26 protein-coding genes and 2 pseudogenes are annotated in these 26,255 nt (G+C 39.3%); 15 read left to right on the top strand and 13 right to left on the bottom strand.

The features are described from left to right. The first annotated feature begins 81 nt into the window (after positions 1-81). The gene (locus KP78_RS08885) at positions 82-951 is read left to right on the top strand and encodes a cation diffusion facilitator family transporter (protein ID WP_041088193.1); all 870 of its coding nucleotides are present in this window, start codon (positions 82-84) and stop codon (positions 949-951) included. A 33-nt stretch (positions 952-984) separates the two neighbouring features. Here the strand turns inward: KP78_RS08885 and KP78_RS21075 are convergent. Next, positions 985-1,134, bottom strand: a pseudogene (locus KP78_RS21075) (universal stress protein); the annotation flags it as partial. 15 nt (positions 1,135-1,149) lie between these two features. Beyond that, positions 1,150-1,368, bottom strand: coding sequence for a hypothetical protein (locus KP78_RS21070; protein WP_327063168.1), 219 nt, complete (start codon positions 1,366-1,368; stop codon positions 1,150-1,152). A 342-nt stretch (positions 1,369-1,710) separates the two neighbouring features. Here KP78_RS21070 and KP78_RS08875 point away from each other — a divergent pair, with 342 nt between their 5' ends. The 4 genes from KP78_RS08875 to KP78_RS08860 all read left to right on the top strand — a co-directional run bounded on the left by KP78_RS08875 (position 1,711) and on the right by KP78_RS08860 (position 5,487). After that, entirely contained in the window at positions 1,711-3,186 is a 1,476-nt protein-coding gene (locus KP78_RS08875; protein ID WP_041088191.1) for a SulP family inorganic anion transporter, read from the top strand. A 288-nt stretch (positions 3,187-3,474) separates the two neighbouring features. Next, entirely contained in the window at positions 3,475-3,771 is a 297-nt protein-coding gene (locus tag KP78_RS08870) for a hypothetical protein (RefSeq protein ID WP_041088189.1), read from the top strand. Between the two features lie 187 nt (positions 3,772-3,958). Beyond that, positions 3,959-4,789: an EcsC family protein gene (locus KP78_RS08865; protein WP_041088187.1), complete on the top strand. Its 831-nt coding sequence runs from the start codon at positions 3,959-3,961 to the stop codon at positions 4,787-4,789. Between the two features lie 83 nt (positions 4,790-4,872). Continuing rightward, positions 4,873-5,487, top strand: coding sequence for a DedA family protein (locus KP78_RS08860; protein ID WP_041088185.1), 615 nt, complete (start codon positions 4,873-4,875; stop codon positions 5,485-5,487). 91 nt (positions 5,488-5,578) lie between these two features. Here KP78_RS08860 and KP78_RS08855 read toward each other — a convergent pair whose 3' ends face one another. Further along, complete coding sequence (locus tag KP78_RS08855; protein WP_041088183.1) at positions 5,579-6,406, bottom strand: undecaprenyl-diphosphate phosphatase; 828 nt, start codon at positions 6,404-6,406, stop codon at positions 5,579-5,581. Positions 6,407-6,648: 242 nt separating this feature from the next. Between KP78_RS08855 and KP78_RS08850 the strand changes: the two genes are divergently transcribed. Further along, positions 6,649-7,665 carry a zinc-binding alcohol dehydrogenase family protein gene (locus tag KP78_RS08850; protein WP_041088181.1) on the top strand — a complete coding sequence of 339 codons (1,017 nt, stop codon included), beginning with the start codon at positions 6,649-6,651 and terminating at the stop codon, positions 7,663-7,665. Between the two features lie 152 nt (positions 7,666-7,817). Here KP78_RS08850 and KP78_RS08845 read toward each other — a convergent pair whose 3' ends face one another. Both KP78_RS08845 and KP78_RS08840 read right to left on the bottom strand, forming a co-directional pair. Next, on the bottom strand, positions 7,818-8,456 hold the full coding sequence (locus KP78_RS08845) for an FMN-dependent NADH-azoreductase (protein WP_041088179.1): 639 nt from the start codon (positions 8,454-8,456) through the stop codon (positions 7,818-7,820). Between the two features lie 214 nt (positions 8,457-8,670). Next, complete coding sequence (locus KP78_RS08840) at positions 8,671-10,059, bottom strand: SpoVR family protein (protein WP_041088228.1); 1,389 nt, start codon at positions 10,057-10,059, stop codon at positions 8,671-8,673. Between the two features lie 196 nt (positions 10,060-10,255). On the opposite strand from KP78_RS08840, the gene KP78_RS08835 reads away from it, so the two are divergent. Continuing rightward, positions 10,256-10,846, top strand: a complete 591-nt coding sequence (locus KP78_RS08835) for a PepSY domain-containing protein (protein WP_041088177.1) — start codon at positions 10,256-10,258, stop codon at positions 10,844-10,846. A gap of 259 nt (positions 10,847-11,105) precedes the next feature. On the opposite strand, the pseudogene KP78_RS08830 reads toward KP78_RS08835, so the two are convergent. Next, a pseudogene (locus tag KP78_RS08830) lies at positions 11,106-12,236 on the bottom strand (NADH-dependent flavin oxidoreductase). A gap of 179 nt (positions 12,237-12,415) precedes the next feature. Between KP78_RS08830 and KP78_RS08825 the strand changes: the two are divergent. Together KP78_RS08825 and KP78_RS08820 are read left to right on the top strand one after the other, a co-directional pair. Beyond that, the gene (locus KP78_RS08825) at positions 12,416-12,652 is read left to right on the top strand and encodes a YhdB family protein (RefSeq protein WP_041088176.1); all 237 of its coding nucleotides are present in this window, start codon (positions 12,416-12,418) and stop codon (positions 12,650-12,652) included. A gap of 94 nt (positions 12,653-12,746) precedes the next feature. Next, positions 12,747-13,424: a CPBP family intramembrane glutamic endopeptidase gene (locus KP78_RS08820; RefSeq protein ID WP_041088173.1), complete on the top strand. Its 678-nt coding sequence runs from the start codon at positions 12,747-12,749 to the stop codon at positions 13,422-13,424. Positions 13,425-13,752: 328 nt separating this feature from the next. Here KP78_RS08820 and KP78_RS08815 read toward each other — a convergent pair whose 3' ends face one another. The 4 genes from KP78_RS08815 to KP78_RS08800 form a co-directional block, all read right to left on the bottom strand. Next, positions 13,753-14,394, bottom strand: a complete 642-nt coding sequence (locus KP78_RS08815; protein WP_041088171.1) for a response regulator — start codon at positions 14,392-14,394, stop codon at positions 13,753-13,755. Between the two features lie 12 nt (positions 14,395-14,406). Further along, the gene (locus KP78_RS08810; RefSeq protein ID WP_041088169.1) at positions 14,407-15,525 is read right to left on the bottom strand and encodes a GAF domain-containing sensor histidine kinase; all 1,119 of its coding nucleotides are present in this window, start codon (positions 15,523-15,525) and stop codon (positions 14,407-14,409) included. 144 nt (positions 15,526-15,669) lie between these two features. Further along, complete coding sequence (locus tag KP78_RS08805) at positions 15,670-17,400, bottom strand: phospho-sugar mutase (protein ID WP_041088167.1); 1,731 nt, start codon at positions 17,398-17,400, stop codon at positions 15,670-15,672. A 155-nt stretch (positions 17,401-17,555) separates the two neighbouring features. Beyond that, on the bottom strand, positions 17,556-19,097 hold the full coding sequence (locus KP78_RS08800; protein WP_041088166.1) for a bifunctional GNAT family N-acetyltransferase/carbon-nitrogen hydrolase family protein: 1,542 nt from the start codon (positions 19,095-19,097) through the stop codon (positions 17,556-17,558). A 623-nt stretch (positions 19,098-19,720) separates the two neighbouring features. Here KP78_RS08800 and KP78_RS08795 point away from each other — a divergent pair. The 3 genes from KP78_RS08795 to KP78_RS08785 all read left to right on the top strand — a co-directional run bounded on the left by KP78_RS08795 (position 19,721) and on the right by KP78_RS08785 (position 22,044). After that, positions 19,721-20,152, top strand: a complete 432-nt coding sequence (locus KP78_RS08795; protein WP_041088164.1) for a disulfide oxidoreductase — start codon at positions 19,721-19,723, stop codon at positions 20,150-20,152. Then, positions 20,149-20,628: a thioredoxin family protein gene (locus KP78_RS08790; RefSeq protein ID WP_041088162.1), complete on the top strand. Its 480-nt coding sequence runs from the start codon at positions 20,149-20,151 to the stop codon at positions 20,626-20,628. The genes KP78_RS08795 and KP78_RS08790 overlap by 4 nt, the downstream gene beginning before the upstream one ends. 126 nt (positions 20,629-20,754) lie before the next feature. After that, complete coding sequence (locus KP78_RS08785) at positions 20,755-22,044, top strand: helix-turn-helix domain-containing protein (RefSeq protein WP_041088159.1); 1,290 nt, start codon at positions 20,755-20,757, stop codon at positions 22,042-22,044. Between the two features lie 73 nt (positions 22,045-22,117). Here the strand turns inward: KP78_RS08785 and KP78_RS20970 are convergent, their stop codons facing one another. Next, positions 22,118-22,246 carry a hypothetical protein gene (locus KP78_RS20970; protein ID WP_268747517.1) on the bottom strand — a complete coding sequence of 43 codons (129 nt, stop codon included), beginning with the start codon at positions 22,244-22,246 and terminating at the stop codon, positions 22,118-22,120. A 373-nt stretch (positions 22,247-22,619) separates the two neighbouring features. Here KP78_RS20970 and KP78_RS08775 point away from each other — a divergent pair, with 373 nt between their 5' ends. Further along, entirely contained in the window at positions 22,620-23,513 is an 894-nt protein-coding gene (locus tag KP78_RS08775; RefSeq protein ID WP_052474724.1) for an RluA family pseudouridine synthase, read from the top strand. 59 nt (positions 23,514-23,572) lie between these two features. Here the strand turns inward: KP78_RS08775 and wrbA are convergent, their stop codons facing one another. Beyond that, entirely contained in the window at positions 23,573-24,190 is a 618-nt protein-coding gene (wrbA, locus tag KP78_RS08770) for an NAD(P)H:quinone oxidoreductase (RefSeq protein ID WP_041088155.1), read from the bottom strand. Between the two features lie 203 nt (positions 24,191-24,393). Next, positions 24,394-25,221: an aldo/keto reductase gene (locus KP78_RS08765; RefSeq protein WP_041088224.1), complete on the bottom strand. Its 828-nt coding sequence runs from the start codon at positions 25,219-25,221 to the stop codon at positions 24,394-24,396. 140 nt (positions 25,222-25,361) lie between these two features. On the opposite strand from KP78_RS08765, the gene KP78_RS08760 reads away from it, so the two are divergent. Further along, positions 25,362-25,901: a flavodoxin family protein gene (locus tag KP78_RS08760; protein WP_041088153.1), complete on the top strand. Its 540-nt coding sequence runs from the start codon at positions 25,362-25,364 to the stop codon at positions 25,899-25,901. 170 nt (positions 25,902-26,071) lie between these two features. Further along, positions 26,072-26,233: a small, acid-soluble spore protein K gene (gene sspK, locus KP78_RS08755; RefSeq protein WP_041088151.1), complete on the top strand. Its 162-nt coding sequence runs from the start codon at positions 26,072-26,074 to the stop codon at positions 26,231-26,233. The last annotated feature ends 22 nt before the right edge of the window (positions 26,234-26,255 follow it).

Here is a 26,255-nt window from a genome sequence, read left to right as displayed (position 1 = left end):
TACCTGTTCATCTGATACTCTACTTTAGGGAAATAATTTTCCGGAATAAACGCTGATAGTAAAGAAATTGGAGGTCTTCCCATGGATCTTTATGATAATTTAAAACGTGGAGAACGAGGAGCATGGATTAGTATATTTACATACATTGCTCTTGCTGTTATGAAGTTGATCGTGGGTACCCTAACAGGTTCTGAAGCCTTGCGAGCAGACGGTCTGAACAATACAACAGATGTCGTTGTTTCAGTAGCTGTATTAATTGGGTTAAAAATTTCTCGCAAACCACCTGATCAAAACCATCACTATGGACATATGAGAGCGGAATCCATTGCGACTTTAATTGCTGCTTTTATTATGACAGTCGTCGCTATACAGGTTCTTGTTCAAGCCGGCAGCGTATTACTAGAAGGTGGTGCAGCTGAGCCGCCAACAATTCTAGCAGGATGGGTGGCAATATTAAGCGCTGGTATTATGTTTGTTGTCTACCGATATAACTTAAATTTATCGAAAAGCATTAATAGCTCCTCTCTATTTGCGGCCGCTCAGGATAATCGAGCAGATGCACTAGTCAGTATCGGTGCATCCATTGGGATCTTCGGGAGTATTGCCGGTTTTTCCTGGCTGGATCCATTAGCCGCGTTCATTGTGGGTGCCATCATTTTAAAAACAGCCATTACCATTTTTAAAGATGCCATTCATACCCTCACGGACGGTTTTGATCGTGGAGAGGTAGATACCATTACCGAAAGCATTCACGACATTCCAGGTATCCGATCGATTCAGGATATTAAAGGACGTTCACATGGCAACATCATTTTTATTGATTTAACGATCACGGTTGATCCAAATTTAAATGTCATTGAAAGCCATGATATTACTGAGAAAATTGAACAAAAAGTTAAGCAAAACCACCCTTATTGCCAGGTTCACGTGCATATTGAACCGGATCTGTAAAAACAAACTGCCGAGTATTATAGGCAGTTTGTTTTATTTAATAATCATAACAGGACAATCTACTCGCTTCGCTACTTTGTGACTTACGCTGCCCAGCACAAATTCTTGTAAACGGTTTAACCCGCTGCTTCCAATTACAACAAGATCATACGGCTCTTGATTTGCATAGTTTATAATTATCGGTCCTAGTTCTCCTTTTTATATCGTTACTGAATAAGATACTCCCTGTTTAATCAAGAACTCTTCTGTTTTATGCAGGCGTTCCTTTCTTTTTCCTTCAATTGAAATAGAATTCTGGTTAGAAAGGACATCCGGTTTTGACTGTTCACTTCCACCAACATAGAGAACAGTTACTGTTGCTTCTGATATCACTGAAGCTAGATAAGCTGTTTTTTCTACCGCTCGGATAGCGTGCACTGATCCATCTGAAGCAAGTAAAATTTTTTAAAACACGTAAACACCTCCTCTTCTTTCTACTACTTTTGAATAGGAATTAATCTATTTCATCGTATCATGCTTAAGAGTAGATCCTCATCCTTATTATCAGAAAAATCTTTTATTTTTAAAATATTTTTTTCTTGAACTTATAAGAAAAAAGAAGATAAATAGAGATATTAAAAGTATATCTATTATTTATACGCTTTCATTCATTCTATTATTATTTTTTATTATGCTATAATCGTTCAGTTATAAACGGACCCGACTTTTCTGAGAGTGAAAAGTCAAATCATACAACTAAATAAGGAAGAGGTGTTTTATTTGTTCACAGAACAACTTAAACAGGAATGGTTCGGTAATATCAGAGGTGATATTATGTCGGGAATTCTTGTTGCACTTGCTTTAATCCCCGAAGCCATCGCATTCTCCATTATCGCAGGAGTCGATCCAATGGTGGGTCTTTATGCTGCCTTTTGTATTGCTGTCGTTATTGCATTCGTAGGCGGAAGACCGGGGATGATTTCTGGTGCAACAGGCGCCATGGCCTTACTGATGGTTACACTTGTGGCGGATCATGGCTTACAGTATTTATTCGCCGCTACCATTTTAACAGGAATCATTCAATTTTTCATGGGTGTAATGAAACTTGGAAAGCTTATGAGGTTCATTCCGAATTCCGTGATGATTGGATTTGTCAATGCGCTTGCTATTCTTATTTTCATGGCACAGCTCGATCAATTTGTGGACGCTACCTGGGTTATGTACGCTCTTGTAGCAGCTTCTTTAGGAATCATTTATTTGCTCCCTAGAGTGTTTCGTGCAGTCCCTTCCCCTCTCGTCGCCATCATTGTCATTACGGTTTTTGTTATGGCAACTGGCATTTCAGTCAAAACAGTTGGAGATATGGGAACATTAACACAGGCACTCCCATCGTTTTTCATTCCTGATGTTCCTTTTAATCTAGAAACATTAATGATTATTCTTCCGTATTCCATTTCACTTGCGATCGTTGGGTTGCTTGAGTCATTACTTACAGCTCAAATCGTCGATGATATGACAGATACACCAAGTGATAAAAATAAAGAAGCACGTGGTCAAGGGATTGCGAATATGGTAACTGGGTGCTTTGGCGGAATGGCAGGCTGTGCGATGATTGGACAAGCCGTCATTAATGTAAAGTCAGGCGGGCGCGGTCGATTATCCTCCTTTACTGCAGGGGTTGTTTTAATGGGATTAATCATTTTATTAAATGATGTGGTCGTCCAAATTCCAATGGCCGTGCTGGTCGGAGTTATGATTATGGTATCGATTGGAACGTTTGACTGGGGCTCCGTTGCTCGTCTGCATAAAGTCCCAAAAACAGATGCAGCCGTCATGATCGTAACCGTCGTAACCGTTGTATTAACGCATGATCTTTCTCTTGGTGTATTCGCAGGGGTTCTGCTTAGTGCTATTTTCTTTGCGGCTAAAATTTCTAAGGTTTACGTAGATAAACGTATTGAACCAGAAGCATCTAAAGTTTATTACCAAATTGAAGGCCAAATATTCTTTGCCTCCGTTACAGGATTTATGAACGCTGTTGACTATGATTTAGATGGCATTACAATCGTTGAGTTCAACTTCTCTAGAGCCCATTTATGGGATGATTCAGCCATTCACACGATTGACAAAGTCGCCTTAAAAATGAAAAAGCAAGGCGTAAAAGTAACGCTTACAGGCTTGAACAAAGACAGCTCGGAGCTCCTCGAACGCTTGTCTGTTTACGATAAGCCCAGGGCAAAAGCTTCAGAACATTAATGTAAGACACCTTAGCCCTTTTACTAAGGTGTTTTTTATATAACTTTTTAGACTGGTCATGATCATGAAAGATATTTTATTATACACGCTTTTATATGCGGCTAAAGTTAGATAAAACGAATTCCTCCTCTCCCCTTCGGTATCATGATTATTTTGTTTAATGGCGTTTTGTTTTAAGTGAATTGAAATCTATTAGGACATCAAGCTTAATGAATGCTGGTTTTTTCTATCGTTCTCCCAATTAACTCATGCTACAATAGACATAACTGTTATTAAAGGAGCCTTTTTATGGAAACCATTATATTTGGACTTGGGTTCATAGTCCTCATTATCTCCCTTCGAAAAACACAGCAGCAAGTTAAAAGAAGATTAAAATATGGTGCAATTATGACCCTAACTATTCTGCTGTATCCCATTACAAGTTCGTTAGCTTCCTCCATTAGTATCGACGCTGCAAGCCTGACTCTTTATCTTCATGCCATGCTCGTTCTTACCGGGATCGTTTTATTATTGAGCGGCATTTTTGTCTGGCTGCTTCAAAAGATGGATGGACGTAAAGTAAATAAAAAATCAAAGCTGCGCTGACAGCTTTGATTTTTTATTTCTATTTAGAATCCTTAAATTGAATATCTTCTCCTGCATGGGGAATCAGCACAAGGCACTGCTTTTTATTAGCTCCATATTAGGTGATTTTTTCAAAAAGTGATAAAGTTGAATAAATATTCTACCTCATTTAAATAGTTTTAATAAAGATAAAATAGGGGATGATAAAATGGAATCTCGCGTAGAGCTATACGCCTATTTAGACTCAATAGAAAAATGGGAAAAGGATCAAGGAGGTCTTTGGTTTTGGGAAAAAGTCAGCCGCCTGCCTTTCAAGCTGCTTGACCGATTTACACCACAAAAGCTTCAGGAAAAAATCGGCCTCTTGTTAGACGAGGTCGGGCACTTTGTCCAAAATGGAGGAAAATATTTAACAAATCAATCTGGCATCATTAAAAAAATTAATGATAAAACGCCTAATCATGCGATTGAAGCCCTTGCAGATTTTAAACATGTTTCAATTGAAACCATGAACACAGTAGCTAAAGGACTCCGCCAGTCCAGCGGGAATATTGCCACTGCACAGGGTGCATCTACTGGAATTGGCGGATTATTTACACTCGCTGCAGACATCCCTCTGTTATTAGGATTATCATTTAAAACCTTGCAGGATATTGCGGTCTCATATGGATACGATCCAACCGAAAAAACAGAACGAATTTTTATTATTAAATGCCTTCAATTTGCATCATCTGATATCATAGGAAAACAAGCTGTATTAAACGATTTAATGTCGCTTGTCGATCAAAAGGAACGTCCGAAGGAAATGATGTCTCTGCTTCAAGGGTGGCGTGAAGTTGTCTTTACCTACCGTGATTCAATCGGATGGAAGAAACTATTTCAGCTTGTTCCAATAGCAGGTATGATCTTTGGGGCTTTTGCCAACAGAACGATGATTCACGATATCGCTGAAACCGGTGCAATGCTTTATCAGAAAAGACGAGTGCTTGAGCGATTACACGAATGTCAAACGATCGAACAACAGCAGAACGATTTGTAAATTTAACATTACGTTTTATTACATAAGTGGTTCCTCCCTTATTTGTAACGTATAATCAATTGGAAAGGACGTGAAGGACAAGTATGCAAGAATGGATTTTATCTTTTATGGAGGAATTTGGATATTTCGGGATTTTCTTAATGATTGCTCTTGAAAACCTTTTCCCTCCCATTCCCTCAGAAGTTATCTTAACTTTTGGTGGTTTTATGACGACTCAAACTGATTTAACTGTTTTAGGCGTCATCATCGCTTCAACTGCCGGATCAGTTGCTGGAGCTGTTGCATTATATGGTCTTGGCTTATTAGTAGACGTTAAGCGGCTTGAAAAAATTATTGACCGCTATGGAAATATCCTCCGTTTAAAAAGAGAAGATTTATATAAAGCAGATGCCTGGTTTGACCGTTACGGAATTTGGACGGTATTTTTCTGTCGTATGGTGCCGCTGATTCGCAGCCTTATCTCCATTCCGGCCGGGATGTCCAACATGCCGTTTATTTTATTCCTGGTATTTACTACACTTGGAACGATCATATGGAATACAATATTAGTCATTTTAGGAGCTCGATTGGGTGAGTCATGGGAAGATATCCTTTCCTTTATGGATGTTTATTCAAACGTTGCCTATGCCTTGATTGCAATGACAGGTATTCTCGTTGTTATTTGGTATATTCGTAAAAGAAAAAAGCATTCAGCATAAAAGACAAGGAGAGACTGCCAACTGGCAGCCCCTCCTTGTCTTTTTTATTCAACATGAAATAAAGTGGCCGTGCTTAAGATTGCAGCCTGACTTACATGTATACCAACACAATTAGCACAAACGCTAATACAAGACGGTAGATCGCAAACGGTACAAGCTGTATTCTGCTAATTAAAGTTAAGAAAAAGCGAATCGAAATCAGTGCAAATAAAAATGCACTTATAAAGCCTGCAACAAAAAATGGAATGACTTCTGGTGTCATGTAAGACCAGTTTTTCACTAACGATACTGCACTCGCGCCAAGCATAATCGGTACCGCCATGATAAATGTAAAATCAGCGGAAGCTCGGTGGCTAATGCCGAGAATAACGCCTCCAGAAATCGTGGAGCCTGAACGAGAAAAACCCGGCCAAAGTGCTATACATTGGAATAGTCCTACAATCAATGCTTGACGATACGTTAACTGATCTACAGTTTGAGTAACATTCTTTCTTTTCTTATGTATGATGTCTGCCGCGATCATCAATACAGAGCCAGCGATAAGACCAATTAATACCGTTTCAATGGAAAATAAATGCTTATCAATAAAATCCTCAAACATAAAGCCTAACACAGCCGCTGGAATTAACCCTACAATGACCATTGGCAATCTTAAGGAAGGTCCTTTCTCAGCTCCTGCTTTTCCTACTCCAATCAATGACCATAATCGATCCCAAAATACAACGATCACCGCTAGAATGGATCCAAGCTGAACGACAATTTTGAACGTATTGGCAACGCCCGGTGAAAAAATCTCTTTAGTATTTAACCATAAATCATCCACAATAATCATATGCCCTGTTGAAGATACCGGAGCAAATTCCGTCAATCCCTCTACAATGCCCAAAATGATACCAACTAATATTGACCATAAATCCAAATAACTCACCTCATTATGATTTAACATAGCTCTCCCTACAAAATTCTATTCTTCAAAAAGAGAAAAATTCCGTCCCATAAGGTGAGCTATATCTTCGCATTTTTTACACGAATAGAAGAATTATACGAGAATTTACTCAGAATAAATACAGGCTAAAGGATTATTTCTCAAGCTATTCTGCTTTTCTGTTCAAATGCTTTTAGTGTATAGTAAAACAAAACAAATACAAGGAGGAATGGTTAATGAAAGCGGTCGGATATTTTCAGTCTTTGCCAATTAATAATGAAGAGAGTTTAATCGATTTTACAATTGAAAATCCTGTTCCTAAAGGGCATGACCTTCTAATTTCAATACAAGCTATCTCTGTGAATCCAGTAGATACAAAGATCCGCAATTCAAAAAAAGCGGAGGGATCAGAGCCGATGATTATAGGCTGGGATGCTTCAGGAATTGTTGAAGCTGTCGGGGAGGATTGCACCTTATTTCAGCCTGGAGATGAGGTATATTATGCCGGCGATATCACACGTGCAGGTACATACAGCGAGTATCATCTGGTTGATGAACGAATTGTTGGTAAAAAGCCTTCATCCTTATCTTTCGAAGAAGCAGCTGCACTTCCTTTAACAACGATTACTGCATGGGAAGCATTATTTGAACGTATGAGAATTCCACAAATTCCAACAGGTGATCAATCTCCAGCTATCCTTATCATCGGCGGTGCCGGCGGTGTTGGTTCAATTGCAATCCAGCTTGCTAAGTGGGCAGGTTTGACTGTCATCTCAACAGCCTCTCGAAAAGAAACAACAGATTGGGTAAAGGAACTTGGTGCAGATCATGTGATCAATCACCATGAATCAATTCCAACTCAATTAAAGAATATTGGATTTGACCACATCCCTTATATTCTTTGTTTAAATTCAACGGATACCCACTGGGAAGCGATGAGTGAAGCCATTGAAGCTGAAGGTACAATCTGTAGTATAGTTGAGACAGATCAGCCCCTTTCACTTAATCCATTAAAAGATAAAAGCGTTACTTTCACGTGGGAATTTATGTTTACTCGAGCAAAGCATCAAACTCCAACGATGATCAAGCAGCACGAGCTATTAAATTCAGTTGCATCTCTTGTCGACAAAGGAAAGATCCGCACCACCTTGAAACAGCTATTATCTCCAATAAATGCTGAACAGCTTAAGAAAGCCCATACAGCGATTGAGGAAGGCAGTACCATTGGAAAAATTGTTTTAAAAGACTTTTAATAAGAAGGCTCTGTTAAACGTGTCTGCTGATTGTAGCACGCAGCCGCTCCAAACAACGCCGCGCGAAAAATCAACAATGGACTTTAACATAGCTAATAAGAAAAAGCATCTCCCCGCTTGTAGCGGGGAGATGCTTTTTCATTTCAATTTAATTATCTAGCTGCTACTGCAGAAAGATCTTTTGCGGCTTCAACAACTTTGTCAAAACCAGCTTGTTTAATTTCTTCAGCGCGGTCAGGATATTGATTGTGACCTTCAATAATTACAGCCGTTTGATCTTGAATTCCGAAGAAACCAAGTGCATTTTGGATGTAGTTTGCGCTCATTTCAAGTGATTGCATAGCAGGAGCTGAGTAGACGCCGCCACGTGCATTCAAGATGATTGCTTTTTTGTCTCCCATAAGACCTTGAACACCTTCTGCAGTGTATCTGAATGTATCTCCTGCACGGAATAAGTAGTCAACATATGTGTGAAGTACTGCTGGTACAGAGAAGTTCCACAGCGGGAATGCAAATACCACTACGTCTGCCGCTTTGAAACGGTCAAGGTGACCATTAGCAATTGTTAGTACTTTATCTTCCGCTTCTGTAAGCGGCTCACTTTGAGCAGTTTTGAATTGTGCTGTTAAGAAGTCTTGTCCGATATATGGAAGCTCTTCAGCAAATAAATCAACTGAATCGATTGTAATTTCGGTATTTTTTTGAAGCTCCTCTACAAATAGATCGTGCATGCGAGTAGACACAGCTTGATCAGCCGGACGATTGTTTGCTTTTACTACTAAAACTTTCATGAATGAAACTCTCCCTTTTATTGCAATTTGTGAAAATATATTCAAATTATTAATAATTCGAATATAACAATTCAATAATCTTGAATACGAGATATATCTTACCGCAAATTCTATTACCGATCAACTAATGTGCTCACGTCCTTACTGAATTGCTCCATTGTAATAGAAATGACAAAAAGAACGGATGACAGCGGCTGTCTCCGTTCACAATTTTTCACTGTAAATGCTTCCTTTGCATGGATCGTCCATTATAAATAAAACAAACTCCCTTTTCTTCAACAACGGTCTGAAGATGAACCGTACGTCCCCATAGATAATAAACATGTGGAATGACTCGTTCTAAGTATTCAAGATCCAGCTCCGTTCCTTCATATTTATGAACAAGATAAAGCTCACCGTTTTTTAAATAGTCACCGTCTTCTACAACAATGTATGGAAATCCCCCGTTTACTCTGGAAGCAACAAGCTCATCTCTAACCTTTTCCCAGTCTTTATCCACAATCCGGTAATCTCGGCCGGTACGCTGAAACAGAAACATGTCTTCTTGCTCTACAAAGTCCTTTGTTAAATAGTTTCGAATAAATGACTGATCGGACTCCATTTCTCTTACTTCAAAGATTTTTTCTAAGCCGCTATTTGGTTTGATCCCTCTTTTTACCATCTCCTCATCAGGGTTGTTCCATCGTTCCTCAATATGCTCAAACAGCTTGATACCCAAATAATACGGATTAATGGTTGTTTTGGATGGTTGTACAACATTCGCATTGAGCTTAGCAAACTCAATCGCTTCTCCACTCGTTAAATCAAGCTCTCTGACAATTTTTTGATGCCAGTACGAAGCCCAGCCTTCGTTCATAATTTTCGTCTCTAGCTGCGGCCAAAAATAGAGCATCTCTTCCCTCACCATGGTCATGATATCACGCTGCCACTCTCCAAGTTCACGACTATATTGTTGAATAAATAACATCAAATCCTTTTCAGGTGCAGGAGGAATTGGTTTTTTTCTTGCACGCTGGCGTTGTGCTGGCTTCTTTGGATCATCTAGTGACCATAAGTCGTCATATGGAGAAGTTTTCTTTTCAATTTCTTCTGTTTCCCATTCATCTGCTGTCCAATCAAAGCTGGACTTCATTAAAGAAGGATCAACATGCTCTTCAATAGAAAGTACAGCATCAAGAAATTCCTCAACTTCACGTTTTCCGAATTCCATCTCATAGGCTCGTATTCTCTCAGCAGTGGCCGTCATGCTGTTAACCATATCTCTCTTTGTTTGCGCGAACCGTATGTTGTTTTTGAAAAAATCACAGTGAGCAAGCACATGTGCAACAATCAGCTTATTTTGAATCAATGAATTTGAATCCAGCAGGAAGGCGTAGCAAGGATTTGAATTAATGACAAGTTCATAGATTTTGCTTAAACCTAGGTCATACTGAAGCTTCATGCGATGGTACTGTTTTCCAAAGCTCCAATGAGAAAATCGTGTCGGCATTCCATAAGCACCGAATGTATATATAATTGAAGCCGGACAAATTTCATATCTCATTGGAAAAAAATCAAGCCCAAACCCCTTTGCAATTTCCGTAATCTCCTCAATTGCTTTCATTAAATCCTTATCACTCACGCTCTCACATCCTTTCTTCTCTATCAAGTATATGAAAATAAAGGGGAATCATGATTCGTTATTAATGGATTCACTTTTGATTCTCATTGAATTCTAATGTTCCTTTTCTTTTTTTCTCATCTTTGAAGGATAAAATAAAATCAATAAGAAATAGAATATTTACAAGGAGGCAACAACAATGAAAAGAAAAATGATCACAGGCACCCTGGTGAGCGCAGTCATACTTGGCGGAGCAATTGGAGCAGGAGCAATGACAAATGGCTTTGAATCAGTAAGTCTTCAGTCAAAAAGTGAGGTAGCATCCATTACATCACAGACCGTGGGTGAAACACAAAAGGAAATGTTATCGATTGAAGAGGCAAAAGAAATCGCAGTTGCAAAATACGGTGGATATGTTGAAAGCATTGAGCTTGAAAGAGAAAATCGTGTTCAAGTTTATGACATTGATATTGAAAATGATGGGATCGAATATGATATTGACTTAGATGCGTACACGGGTGAATTCCTTAAAGTAAAAGAAGAACGTGATGATGACGATGATGACAAGCAAACAGGAGAAAATGCTTTAACTGATGATGTTATCACCCAAGACGAAGCGATCTCGATTGCTCTTAAAGCAGCTCCTGGTACTGTTGTTAGAGTAGAACTCGATGAGGATGATGGCCGTATCAAGTATGAAATTGAAATTAAAACAACAGATGGTGAAGCGGATATTGAAATCGATGCTCACACAGGAGATATACTTGAAGTCGATCACGACCGTGACTAATCTATTACATCTAAAAAACAGGGTGTCGAGTAAATTTCGACACCCTGTTTTCTGTTTATAATGGAAAAAATAAGTATTTTAGCCTTTTCTCAAAACTTGTGGAAATTGATTGATCGTATCTACCATGGGTCGATACGTTCTAAATGTTAGTTGCACTATTCAAACGTTAAACCATACAATTAAGGATCACTTTCTCCTACTGCTTTTTCAACAAATTAAACTCAAGCAAGATACATTAGTTCCTTAAGAGCAAGTTGCATTATTTTTTCGCGTTTTCTTTTACTGGGAACCAGCCCGGTGTGTTGATAATAGCGTTCCAAAGGGCTTCTGGTATAACTAGCTCTTCACGGTCATCCGCTGATATCTCAATACGAATTGCTCTGCCATCTCTAACTTTTTCAACCCATTGTGGTTCCATAATGAGTTCTCTTCCAAGAGCAATTAATGGTATACCGCCTTCCATTGCTTTTTCTACATCTTCAGGCGTATGAAGAGAACCTACTCCAATAACAGGAATTTGTTCACCAACACGATTTTGAATTAATTGGACGCGTGAAGCTTTATCATCTTCGTTACGCATAGAACCAGCATAGAAATCCTGAACAGATGCATGCAGATAATCAAGTTCCTCATTAGCAAGACGGTCCACAAGAGCTAGCGTGTCATCCATCGTGATTCCAGGGTTCTCTCTTTCTTCTGGAGAAATACGGTATCCAACTATAAAAGATGGATCAGCTTTTTCTGCTGCTTTTAATACTTCAGCAACAACTGCTAGTGGAAATGTCATCCGTTTTTCAAGCGATCCACCCCATTTGTCTTCACGACGGTTAGAATGCGGGGAGAAGAACTGCTGGATAAGATATGTGTTTGCACCATGAATTTCCACACCATCAAAGCCTGCTTCAATCGCACGTCTTGTCGCATCACCAAATGCTTTGATCACTTCTTCTATCTCTGTATCACTAAGTTCTCTTGGCGTCATTGAACCTTCTCGTTCAGGTGCAACAGCACTCGCACTGACGGTTTGTCCATCAGGCAGCAATTCAGGAGGTGCCATTCTTCCACCATGAAAAATCTGCAAGATCGCTTTTGCTCCCTCTCCCTTAATGGTTTGGGCAAGCTTAGTTAAGCCAGGGACTAAATCATCTCGATGTACACCGATTTCTCCTGCAAATCCTTTACCGTCAGCTGTAACATTTGCACAAGCTGTAATTACTGCACCAACGCCGCCTGCACGCTCTCGGTAGTAATTAAGTTCATCTTGAGAAACCTCTCCGTTATCTTTTGATGCAAAGTTTGTCATTGGTGCCATTATAACTCTGTTTTTTAGTTCTACTCCATTTTAAAAGGTGAATGGTTGTAAAAATGTTCTGTTTTCTGCAGTAGTCATGTTGAACTCCTCCTTTAATGCTTACCCAATAAAATGAGTATATTGCCTATTTATTATACGTTGGTTTTGTTTGTTACAAAAGGAAACTGCTCACCAAACTCTCTTGCAACATTTCCCTTGAACACGAAGAATGTTTTTCGCACATACTAGTTATAGCCTCTAGTGGAAGGAGGAAAAAAATGAAAAATGATTATGAACGGACACTGCTGTACTTGTATAGACATGGATGGGATGACCTGCTAATACTGATGGTTCGCACTAAGGATGAATTGTTGTCTAAAAAGATTAAACGCTTATTAAAAGGAATTCACTTTCCTCAAGAGCAGGAAAAAACAGCCTACGACTATTTGGAGCTCTTTCGCTATGCAGAATATGGCATGACTACAAGCCATACCTTTACAGAAAAAATTCTTTAGAGCGTTTCAATCATTACTTCCCATCTATTGACAAGAGTTTATTTTAGTGTAAAATTACACTAAAATAAACTCTTATTAACATGGGGGATTCATTTTGAAGCTAACTTTGGTTGTTTATCTTTTCGCTCTCCTCTCCATTTTGTTTTTAATTGTTACAGAGCAATGGCTTGCTGTTTCCTATTTACATAAAACATTGATCAAAATTAGCTTATTTTTTGTGATTCCGTTGATTTTTATACGTCTATTTACTTCCCATGACGTTTGGCAGCTTCTTCGTTGGCATCCCATTCATCCAATGAAAAAACTCGCGGCCGTTATTATTGGTGTAAGCTGCATAGCAATTATTTTGACTTCTTATTACTTAATTGGATTTAAGATCAACTGGTCTATTGTTATGGAGGATACTGTAGAACGGCTAGGAATATCTGCGAGGATATTTCCGTTTGTCGCTCTTTACATTACATTTGTGAATTCTTTTTTAGAAGAATGGTTCTTTCGGGGTTTTTTGCATATTAAGCTTATTTCCTACGTAGGACATTGGCCGGCAAGCATTCTTTCAGCCAGTTTGTTTGCCTTTTATCATTTGGCTGTATTTTTATCCTGGTTTGATTGGACAATTCTTGTTCTTTGCTTAGTCTCACTCTTCACTGTAGGAGTCATTTTAAATGAGCTGAACCGCAATCACCGGCATATTTATGCCTCTTGGATTGTGCATATTTTAGCGGATGTAGGTGTTATGCTTGTTGGGTTTCATCTTTTTTATGGGGGATAAGGAGACGCAGCCGGATCGTTATCGATCCAACTGCGCTTGTCTTATGCTTGTCACCGATAAACAGGCGCTCTCCGCTTTTACTCTATCCAGCTTCGGCGGCTAGACCCTCGAGGTCATAAGTCTCACTGCCTATGCTGGCAAAGAGCGCCAACTTAGGCTGTGCGCCTTATGCTTGTCGGGTCTGGGCAAGCCGCTCTCCGCTTTTATTTTATCCAGCTCCGAGCACCATCGGCTCGAGGTCATAAGCCAGTCGCTTCTGAAGGCAAAAAAACGCCTTCTGTCAGCGCTTGTCTTATGCTTGTCACCGATAAACAGGCGCTCTCCGCTTTTACGATGATGCGAGTCCGTGTTTTACTGCGTAGAGGGCTGCTTGTGTTCGGTCTGATACTTCAAGCTTAGTAAAGATGTTGGATATATGTGTTTTCACTGTTTTTTCTGTGATATAGAGAGCATTGGCAATTTCTTTATTGCTTTTACCCTTCGTGAGCTCCATCAATACATCTTTTTCGCGGCGCGTCAGCTGATGTACCTCATGAGGCGATGTTTCGGATTTATTAATTCTCGTTAATAAATGATTGGTTGCTTTCGGATGAAGTGTATTTTCCCCGTTCATTAGCTTGCGAATCGAAGCCACAAGTTCATCAGGTTCAATGTCTTTCAACTGATAGCCTGCAGCACCCGCTTCGATCGCTGGAATCACATGATCCTGGTCGGAAAAGCTTGTAAGCATCATAATTTCTGTCTTTGGCAGACATTGTTTAATCTCTCTGGTCGCTTGGATGCCATCCATTTCAGGCATCACCAAATCCATCAACACAACATCAGGCTGAAGATTTTTCACCATATCAACAGCCTCCTGCCCATTTTTTGCTTCTCCTACAATTTCAATATCCTTTTGCGTCTTCAGAAAAAAAACAAGCCCTCTTCTTACAACATGATGATCATCTGCAATCAATAATCGAATGCTCACTTTTACTTCCTCCTAATAGGGCAAGGTTACGTTAATCGCAGTACCTTCTCCAGGTTGACTCTCCACTCGGAAATCTCCCCCGAGTAATCGCGCTCGCTCCCTCATGCTGATCATTCCAACTGAAGGGAGAGAACGAACATGCTCTGCATAAAACCCGCGGCCAAAATCACGAATCGTAAAAGTGACTCGATCTTTATAAGATCGAATAATAAAAATGACCTTATCGGTATCTGAATGTTTTTTACAGTTATTTAAGGCTTCCTGTGCGATTCTAAAAATAGTTTCCTCTACCTTTGATGGTAAGCGTAGTACACCTTTCACTTCCGTTTTTACATTTAAACCCAATATATCTCCATACCCTTTGATTGCTTGTGTGATTCCGCCTTCCATTCCTCTAGGCTTTAGCTGCCATATAAGTGCACGCATTTCTGTCAGTGCCTCTTGAGCCAGTGATTGCAGCCCATAAAATGTCTCTTTCACTTCAGCAGAGTCAGTCATTTCAGCTCCGCCTCTTGCAGTTAACGTCATGGAGAATAACAGCTGATTAACAGAATCATGCAAGTCTCTGGCCAGTCGATTGCGTTCTTGCATCAATGCGATTTCCTGTTCTTTTTTTGTTAGCTGGATTCGTTTGATGGCAGAACCAATTTGAAAAGCGACCGATTCAAGCAATGCCAATTCATGCTCACTAAATTCCGTTCTTCCGGGCGTCGCTACATTTAATAAACCGAAGCGCTCTGGACCTGATTGAAGCGGAACCGTTGCATGATGCGTAAGTCCTTCTGTTTCTTCATGCGTTTTACCAATCACACCCTCTATACGCTTGCACTCAATAATATTAGAAGCTTTACGAAGTGTCCCTTTTTTATAGCAATTTACACACCAGCAGCCACCCGCTTTCATAAAATGGCAATCCTTTTTAAGAAGGGCCGCTGGCAGATGTTCGTGTGCGATTAAAGAATGCCTTCCATCCTCTCCAATAAAGAAGATCCACCCTGCTTGAAAGTCCGTTCCTTCAAGAAACTTCTTTAGTGCCTGCGTGAGCATCGGTTCAAGCTCTGTTTCTTCATTCAATAATTCAGCAATTTCTTTTAAAATAATGACATGAGATGGATCATTGAAGCCTGACATGACTGCACCTCTCTTTACTTACTATTAGTATACTTTGTTTTGAATAACTCTGCATTCCTCTTATGAAGTAGATCGACTACGACTTATGACCGAAAAAAGGCAGCATCCACCTTGACGGACGCTGCCTTTTCTTTAGAATAACGTTTAAACTAACGCATGCACCTTTTCCATTAAGGATTCTTTAATCGCGTTAAGCTTTTCTTCACTGTCTTCAACGCTTGAACCAATTACACTAAAATAAAATTTCACCTTTGGCTCTGTGCCGCTTGGACGAATGCACACCCACGAACCATCCTCCAAGAAATATTTTAATACGTTTGAAGCAGGCAGAACGATTTCTTCTTCCCGTTCTTCAAAGGTAAAAAGACGACGTAAGCTGCCGTAATCTTCCTGAGAATGAACAGATAATCCCGCTAGCTCTTTTAACGGTGTTTCACGTAATGAAAGGAGGATTGACTGAATCTTGTCAGCACCATCTTTTCCTTTTAGTGTCAAAGATTCTAACCCTTCTTTGTAGTAGCCATGCTGCTCGAAAAGAGCGAGTAAAACTTCATAGAGTGTTTTCCCTTGTGCTTTATGATAAGCGGCAGCTTCCACCGCAAGAAGGGCCGCTTGGACAGCATCTTTATCTCTTGCAAAATCCTTCACTAAATAACCATAGCTCTCTTCATAGCCAAATAAGAAGGTATATTCACCTGTCGTTTCATATTCTTTTATTTTCTCGCCAATGAATTTAAAGCCTGTCAGTACATCTTCCGTTGATATTCCGTAATGCTCAGCGATTTTGCGTCCAATCTCAGACGTTACAATGGTTTTGAAAACACGTCCGTTTTCAGGGAGACTTCCTTTTTCTTGCTTTCTAGCAAGCAAATAATCAAGAAGGAGTGCCCCCGTCTGATTCCCTGTCAGAAGTGTATACTCACCACTAGGGTCCTTTACCGCAAGTCCTAGACGATCACCGTCCGGATCGGCTGTAATCAAAAGGTCTGCATTGATTTTTTTTCCGTCACGAATGGCATATTCAAATGCGCCGGGCTCTTCGGGATTTGGCGAGGCAACCGTTGTAAATTCTGAATCCGGCAGCTCCTGCTCCGCTACAACATGAATGTTTTGATAGCCAAGTGCTTTCAACCCTCTTTGCACCATTTCATTGGAAGCACCGTGCAACGGTGAAAAGACAACCTTTAAATCCGTTTCTGCTGCCATTTGAGGCTTTTCAGATACGGTAATCAAATGTTCAACATAAGACTCGTCCACTTCTTCCGCGATCACTTTGATCAATCCGGACGATTTGAGATTCCCAAAAGAATCTACCTCGATTTCCAGCTCATTGTCAATCGCATTAATTTCTTCAATTACAGCATCCGCATCGGCTAAATTCAGCTGTGCACCATCTTCCCCATATACTTTAAAACCGTTGTATTCTGGCGGGTTATGACTTGCTGTAACCATTCCACCCATATATGTATTTAATTTACGAACAGCAAATGACAGCTCAGGTGTCGGACGAAGCGATTCAAACACATACGCTTGAATACCGTGAGAAGCTAAAGTTTTAGCAATTTCCATCGCAAACTCAGGAGATTTTCTGCGACAATCATACGCCAGAACAACTCCACGATTCTTAGCCTCTTCCCCGCGTTTTTCAATATAGCGTGCTAGCCCTTCTGCAGCTTTTCTTACAGTATAAAGATTCATGCGATTAGTCCCTGCACCAATTTCTCCACGCATCCCGCCTGTGCCAAATTCTAAATTCTTATAAAATGCGTCCTCTTTTGCTATTTCATTATCCTTTATTTCAAGAAGCTCTGCTTGAAGTTCTTCATCAAGTCGATCAAAATGCTTCCAATTTTCATAGGTTTTTTGGTAGCTCATCATATATCCTCCCTGAATTTATGTATAGGTTTCCCTTTTATTCTATTGTAGCAGATTACAAGAATAGATCGACCACATTTACTGTCGAATTTTGGAAAAAACAGATAAATTTGCTCTGCAAAGCGAGTGCGCTTTACAGAGCAAATGAAACAGTTTTATTTTTTATATTCAATATGATAAACATCATGACGACGGTCTTTGAGCTGTCGAACTGTGCCGCCTTGACGCTGTCGGCGCAGGATTTCCAAGTCCACATCGCCAATCAGCACCGTTTCAAGATTTGGATCCGTTTCACCCACGATACCGTCGCGGGCAAATTCAAAATCAGAAGGGGCAAAGATTCCAGACTGAGCATATTGGATGTCCATATTTTCAGTATCAGGAAGGTTGCCTACTGTACCCGAGATAACAGTATAAATCTGATTTTCTACCGCACGGGCCTGAGAACAATAACGGACACGGAGATAGCCTTGACGATCTTCCGTACAAAACGGAGTAAAAATGATTCTGGCGCCCATATCTGTCGCAATACGGGCAAGCTCTGGAAATTCAATATCATAGCAAATTTGAATCGCAATTTTCCCGCAGTCTGTATCAAATACACGGACTGTATCGCCGGGACTAATCCCCCACCATTTTCGTTCATTCGGTGTAATATGAATTTTATATTGCTTTTCGATTGTTCCATCACGACGGAACAAATACGCAATATTGTAAATTTCATCATCATCCTCTTTCACAAAGTGAGAGCCGCCAATAATATTTACATTGTAGCGTACCGCTAGATCAGTAAATAATTCAATATAATCCTCTGTATAATCCGTTAGCTTTCGCACGGCCATGCTTGGTGATTTTTCATTTAAAAAAGACATGAGCTGTGTGGTAAAAATCTCCGGAAATACAACAAAATCTGAATGAGCATCTGATGCTACATCCGTAAAATATTCAACCTGATTGGCAAAATCAGTAAAGGAATCAATTTGTCTCATCATATATTGGACGACGCATATTCGAACGGGATGACTTGTTTTAAAGTGGCGTTTCGACTTAGGCCGATAGTCAACATTATTCCATTCCATAAGGGTCGCGTACTTATTGGATTGCTTATCATCCGGTAAATAGTTTGGATTGATTCGCATCAGTGTAAATCCGTTTAACAGCTGAAATGACAGCACAGGATCATAAATTTTATGCATTTGAACAGCATCTACATATTCACGGGGCGACATTTCATTTGAATACTTATGGAAATTTGGAATACGCCCTCCAATAATGATGCTCTTTAAATTGTATTCTCGAGCAATCTCTCTTCTTGCTTCATAGAGCCGATGACCAACCTTCATTCTCCGGTAATTTGGATGAACCATCACTTCTATCCCATACAGATTATAACCATCAGGATTATGATTGGTAATGTACCCCTCATCCGTTACATCGTCCCATGTATGACGATCGTCGTATTCGTCAAAATTTATAATCAAGCTTGAGCATGAACCAATGATTTCCCCATCAAGCTCTGCTACGAGCTGACCCTCCGGAAAAATGGTCAAATGGCTTTCCAGCTGATCCATTTTCCACGGGTCCATTCCTGGGAAGCACATGCGCTGCATCGCAATAATTTTTTGAATATCTTTGTGAATCATGGTACGAATGATCATTTTCTTTTCAAATTGAGACAGATCAAGTTTTTCAGACATTATACCTCACCCCTTCACAACAAATCCTGCAAAAAATAGCACTATGGATGCATATGCTATGTACCCATTATTATATCCTGATTCCCCTTATAATCCTATGATGAAACGTACAGAATAAAATTAATCAATTCAATAAATAAGCTATGTTAAAGTCCATTGTTGATTTTTGCACTGCGTTGATTGGAACGGATACGTGAGACTCCTGCGGGTTAAAGCGGGACAGGTGATACTCAAGCAGGTGCATTTGCATCGGAGAGGCTCACCACCCGCCCCGCGGAAAACGAGCGTCTGCAGTGGAAATCAACAGACTCGTTTAACAAAGCAAAAAAATAAATTGGGGTAGAACATCCTCTATTTTTAAAAAATGATCAAAAAAAACTGATTTGATTTTTGATCTTAATAAGGCTATTCTTTTCTAACGATTATTCATCCATATTAACTTTCCATTATATTCTACAAATATTTCCCGTAATATGGACCAACTGCCCAAAAACCGACATAATGCAAACGCTTGCGAAACAATCAATTAAAATAGTTGCTTGTTTTCTAATGGCTTTAATTTTACAATTTTTATAGTAAGACTTTATAATGCTTTAGAATAATCAAGAAATGAGGACAAATTTATGACCAAAAAAATCGAGAATGGCTTGTTCGTGATATGGGCAACATCGCTAATCGCCACGATGGGATCACTATACTTCTCGGAAATAAGAGGGTATGAGCCATGCGAGCTTTGTTGGTACCAGCGGATCTTTATGTATCCACTTGTTATTCTTCTTGCTGCTGCAATTATTAAAAAGGATGCCAAGGCTGCTCTTTATTCAGCCCTGCTGTCAGGTTTTGGCGGACTCATTTCAATCTATCATTACAGTATTCAAAAATTAGATTTTATGTCAAGCAGCGCTCCAGCTTGCGGTCGTGTCCCTTGTACAGGACAATATATTAATTGGCTTGGCTTTATTACCATTCCATTTTTAGCACTTGTTGCATTCACCATCATCTTCACGATCAGTATTTGGATTTTAAAGCAATCGAAGGGAGCATCAACGAAATGAAAAAAGTCATTATATTCGGATCCATTATTATTGTCATTTTTGCAGCCATTGCCATCATTACGCAAATGCAGCAATCTTCTCAAACTGAAGGAAATCCATATGGAAAAGATTCACTGGAGGCTTCAACGATTGAGCTATTAGATGATCCTAATTATCAAAATCAAATTACTCCTGACGCTCTGACAGAAAAAATTGAAAGCGGCGAACCGACTACAGTTTATTTTTTCAGCCCTACATGTCAATATTGCCGTCAAACAACACCAATCCTTTCACCTTTAGCTGAGGATATGGATGTCGAAATGGTTAAGTTCAACCTGCTAGAATTTGAAAATGGGTGGAATCAATTCTCAATCGAATCAACACCAACAGTTATTTATTACGAAAATGGAGAAGAGGTTCAGCGTGTTGTAGGAGCGGCACCTGAAGATACGTATTCAGCCTTCTTCAACGAATTCTCCCTTAGAACAAATCAGTAACACAGTATATACTAAAATCTATCTGAGCTTTTAAACATCCTCTCTTTAGTAATAAGGAGGGGTTTTTTTCTGTTTTATTCATGGTAAAATCATACTATAAAGGATTTTCGGAAGTGGGGAATGCTCGTGTTTAACCAAACAAGCCTATCTCTAAGAGAAGCAAGAGCGATTGGAGCTTACATTCGCTTTATGCGAAAAAAAAAGCATCTAACTCAGGAGCAGGTATGTGAAGGGATTTGTTCCGTCACGTATTTAAGTAAAATTGAAACCGGAAAGGTTATTCCAAACCCTGAAATAATTGACCACTTATACGAACGCTTGGGTGTCACGACCAACTCTGATCTAAAGCTTGATTTTGATCATTTAAAAATCACGTTATACGAATGCAGACAAGCCTTTGATAATGTTAATTACCCAAAAGCAGAAGAACTTTATCAAGAGCTCAATAAATTTGAAGACTATTTCCAACAAGAACCTGAATTTTTTCACCAATTTCGCTTATTAACTTTTTATCATCGTTTAGTAACGTACAAAATGGATGAGGCTGCCTTAATATTTGAGGAATTATCCAATATAGTAGACCAGTTTAATCAAGAAAAACAGCTGCAATTTTATAATTATGCTGGAATTTACTACGGTATTAAGCAAGATTACTCTAAAAGTCTAGAAATGTTATTAAAAGCCGAAGATAGCATGGAGTATTTACAAAAAAAGAATCCTCATTTGATGCTTCATTTAGCCTTAACATATAGCCATCTAAAGAATTCGGTAATGGCTATTTTTTATGCGAATCAAGCATTAACAATTTTTGATTCAGAGCTCCTCTACTTAAAGAGCATCGATTGTAAAATGATTATCGGAATAAGCTATACCAGAAGCGGTAATTATCATGCTGCTGAAAAAGTATTTAAGAATATATATAAATTAGGAGACAGTTTAGGATTAAATACCATTCGCGCATTGGCTTTACATAATTTAGCTTTTAACTATGGATTTTTGAATAACAAGCCATTGGCAAAAGAAGCCTATTTAAATAGCCTATCGTTTCGTGAAGAGAATGATCCAAAGATTGCTGATACGACTCTTTACTTAATTGATATTTTGATTGAAGAAGGAAACTATGAAGATGCAAAAACTCAATTAAACAAACTGCAGCAATATACTTGGTTAACTAAAAAAAGCAAGATTGAAATGCAATTAGCCTGGTATAAGCTAAACCATAAAGCTTTTCCTGATGATCTTGATGATGAAATGAACTATATTAACTATTTGCAAGAGATCGTCATCCCACACTATCAATCAATGGAAGAAAAGGAATTTTTAAAGAAAAAATATAAAGAGCTTGGGGAATATTTTTATCGTAACCGGAAGTACAAGTTATCAAGCCAGTACCTTTTAAAGTTAACTGAAACATAAAAAGAGCCATGGAACCGGGTCAGGGGATTCCATGGCTAAACATTTATTTAATAGGGTAGGTTAAACAAACAAATTAATAAGCTGCTTCGATCGCTTTTGGCATTCTCGTGATATAATCAGGGTTTGATTCTGCGCCAACGGATCCAGCGAATGGCACCATTAACGCTGTTAGAATGCAAGAAGTAAGTAAAATTTTCTTCATTTTTTTCACCTTCTCAACTCCCTTCATATTTGCTTCAATGCTCAGTAATAACAACATGAAAACTAGGTCTTAAGAATCAACGAGACTAGATTACAGACTATACGGCTCCTAGCCCTTATCCACTAGCTGTTCCTTGATTACAATCATACAGATAAATTCTTTGTAAGTGTATTGAGAAAATTCAGTCATATTCATCCTGAAATTCATCTGAATATATGATTATTCGTGAAAATTTATCTAATTCTAATTAAAATCGACGCTTTTTATCAAATGTCTCTCATTCCACTGCTTTCCCTTGACATATTGATACTTTTTACACTGTTTTATATTCATTTGAAGTAAACTATGAGTGACACTAAAAAAGGAGAAAACAATGCAAAAACATTCTTCAACTTACACGATTACCATAACAACTCAACTCGATGGCACAACCATTGAACAAGCGCTAAAAGACCATTGGAGATTTTCCAAAAAGACCATTCACCAATGGCGAATGGAAAAAGCAATCACATTAAATGAAGAGCCCATTCCTTGGAAAACGGAATTAAAAGAAGAAGATATTCTCTCCATCACATTGTCAGATGAACTTCCAACCTATCTGGCCTCTGATCTTCAAATCAATCCACTTTATGAAGACCAACATCTTCTGATTGTTAACAAGCCAGCTGGAATGGACACTCATCCAAATGATTCATTAAACGATAGCACTCTTGTAAATGGTGTCGTTGATTACTTACTCAAAAAAGGGCATAGCGGTTATGCTCAGCCCATTCACAGACTTGATCGCGATACATCCGGTGCGATTTTATTTGCCAAGCATTCTGCGATCAAGCCGCTGCTCGATCGTATGCTGGAGCAGCGGCTTATAAAACGCACGTATTGGGCATTCGTTGAAGGTAATGTAAAAATGGCCTCTGGTACAATCGATAAACCCATTGGCAATGACCGACACCATGCGACACGAAAGCGCGTTTCACCAACTGGACAAAAAGCTATCACCCATTATAAAAAAATCTCGTACAAAGAATCCCTTCAGGCTACTTGGCTTGAATTACATTTAGATACCGGCAGGACTCATCAAATCCGCGTCCATCTTGCACATTTAGGTTATCCTTTAATAGGAGACGCTTTGTATGGGGGGAAAAAATTATCTGGCTTTTCTTATCAAGCGCTTCATGCCGTTAAATTGACCTTTCAGCACCCGCTTACTGGTGTAACAGTCACAGCACAAGCACCAGAGCTCCAGCAGCCGCCACGATTTTTATAAAAGAAAAAGCACGGAAGACTATTCAAAAGCCATCCGTGCTTTATTAAGAAATTAACTCCCTATTCGCTTGCTAAACCTGCTTTAACCCAGCCAGCTATTTGAACCGTGCGTTTCGCCTGGAATTTCACCGCACCCTCTACATCTTCTTGCATATTCCCTTCTTGATCAACAGTCACACTCGTACCATATGGATTTCCTCCAGAGGTGAATGTAACAGGATCTGCATATCCAGGTGCTGCAATGATCGCACCCCAGTGCATCATCGTCGTATAGATCGCTTGCACAGTTGCTTCCTGGCCTCCATGCGGATTTTGTGCAGAACTCATCGCACTGACGACTTTATTAACAAGTTTTCCGTTGAACCAAAGTCCGCCTGCTGTATCCATGAACTGCTTCACCTGTGCTGGGACATTACCAAAACGAGTAGGGACACTGAAAATATAAGCATCTGCCCACTCCAGATCATTAAGTGTCACAGTCGGAACTTCCTTTGTTTCTTCATAATGCTTTTCCCAAGCAGGATTAGAGGAGATGGCCTCTATTGGTGCTGTTTCTTCTATTTTTAGCAGCTTAACTTCTGCATCTTGCTCTTTGGCAGCCTGTTCCGCCCATTGCGCCAATGTGTAATTCGTACCGGTGGAGCTGTAATAAATAATGGCTAATTTAAGCTTTGACATTTCTACATCTCTCCTTTTGGTTTTTATCGTTTCACGTCTCCTGCTACGCACTGTAGATGAGACATTCTTTTATATAATATCCTCTCTCAGCAATATTAAACGGAAAATTCAGAATTGAAATATCTTTAATGGAAGATTTTAGATGGCTAAAATCCAAAAAAAGCTATCATCTTTTTAAAGATGATAGCTTTTTTGCCTTATGCTTATGATTCAAATGTGTCTGGATTCGTGCCGACACGTTCGTTCATATTCAATTGATCGATCAATCTCATGTCTTCTAGCGATAAGGAAAAATCAAATAGATCTGCGTTTTCAATAATGCGTTTTTCACTTACCGATTTTGGAATAATGACAAGGTCATGCTGCAGATGCCAGCGCAGTATAACCTGTGCTGCTGATTTATTATGTTTTTTCGCAATATGATTAATTGTCGGCTCAGATAATAAGCTTCCTCTAGCAAGAGGTGACCAGGATTCTACTGTAATCCCATTTTCATCGCAGAAAGATCGAATGTGTTCTTGCGTTAATCGGGGATGAAGCTCGATTTGGTTAATAACAGGCTTTTCATTGGCATCGTTTAATAAGTCCTTCAAATGTGGAATATGAAAATTGCTGACACCGATCGCTTTTACAAGTCCTTCTGCGTACAATCTTTCCATTGCCTTCCACGTTTCTTTATATTTTTCCTTTACAGGCCAGTGAATCAAATAAAGATCCACATAGTCCATACCCAGCTTTTGCAGGCTGCCGTCAAATGATTTTAACGTTGTATCATAACCCTGATCCGTATTCCATACCTTTGTCGTTATAAATAGCTCTTCCCTTGAAATGCCAGATTCTTTAACAGCAATGCCCGTTTCTACTTCATTTTGATAAAAAGAAGCTGTATCAATTGCCCGATAGCCATTAGCTAATGCCGCTGTTATGGCGTTAATGGTTTCCTGTGAGTTACTCATCTTGTACACGCCCAGTCCAATTTGGGGCATTTCAACTCCATTATGTAAAGGTATACGTCCTTGTAAATTGGAAATCAAGGTTATTTCCTCCTTTTATTTTTTATACATATTTTACAAGGTCCTGCCATAAAATACGAACATATTGATTGTTTTCTTCCCTTTCTTACCCTTGTATTCACCATCAATCGTTTTTTTGGAGAAAGAAGGAGATCCAATTGTCTCTATTAATTATTTGTGGAAGTTCACGAAACGATGGCAATACCGAAACATTGGCTAAAGCGGCTGCTTCGTTTTATCCTGGTGATGTTGAATGGATGCATTTACGTAATCATCGTATTCATCAAATTGTGGATCAGCGGCATGAGCCTAGAGGCTTTGATCCGGTCGATGATGACCATCGTGCATTAATCGAGCAAATGCTAAGAGCCGATGCAGTGATCTTTGCAACGCCCGTCTATTGGTATGGAATGAGCGGACATATGAAAACATTTATTGATCGCTGGTCTCAAAGACTGCGTGAACCTGACTTAAAATTTAAAGAAAGGTTAAAAAACAAACCGGCCTATGTAATCATTTGCGGCGGAGAACAAGTTATGCTTAAAGGCCTTCCACTTATCCTGCAGTTTCGTCTCATTTTTGAATTTGTCGACATGGACTTTAAAAACTATTTTATTGGCCAAGCGAAAAGACCGGGGGATATCCTCAAAGATACGGAACAGTTGTCCAAACTTAAAGATTTCTTTAATCGTAAATAATATTGTCACTTTTATAAAAAGCTTGGATATCGCTACCGCGCTTTTTTCTCTTTTATTCTATCCGGTTATTTCCATCACTTATAAAAACTGTGCCATCATACTTTTGTTTCTTTTACCCATACTACGGATACGCGGAAACGCGTATTTGACTATTTGTATGGAGGAAAAAGATGAGAAATAAAGCTAAAAATTTCCCCAAAAACAGCATTAACGGAGAAGCCGGTGAAGGACGAGCAAAGGCTGAATTTGCTTCTAAACGGGCAAATGGCACAACGAATACACGACCTCAGGAACGCATGGAAGCTTCAAATCATCGAACTACAGAAGATTGATGGATGAACGCAAAGCAATTAA

Source organism: Jeotgalibacillus soli, assembly GCF_000829435.1.
Lineage (GTDB): Bacteria > Bacillota > Bacilli > Bacillales > Jeotgalibacillaceae > Jeotgalibacillus > Jeotgalibacillus soli.
This window is presented reverse-complemented; position numbering and strand designations above follow the sequence as displayed.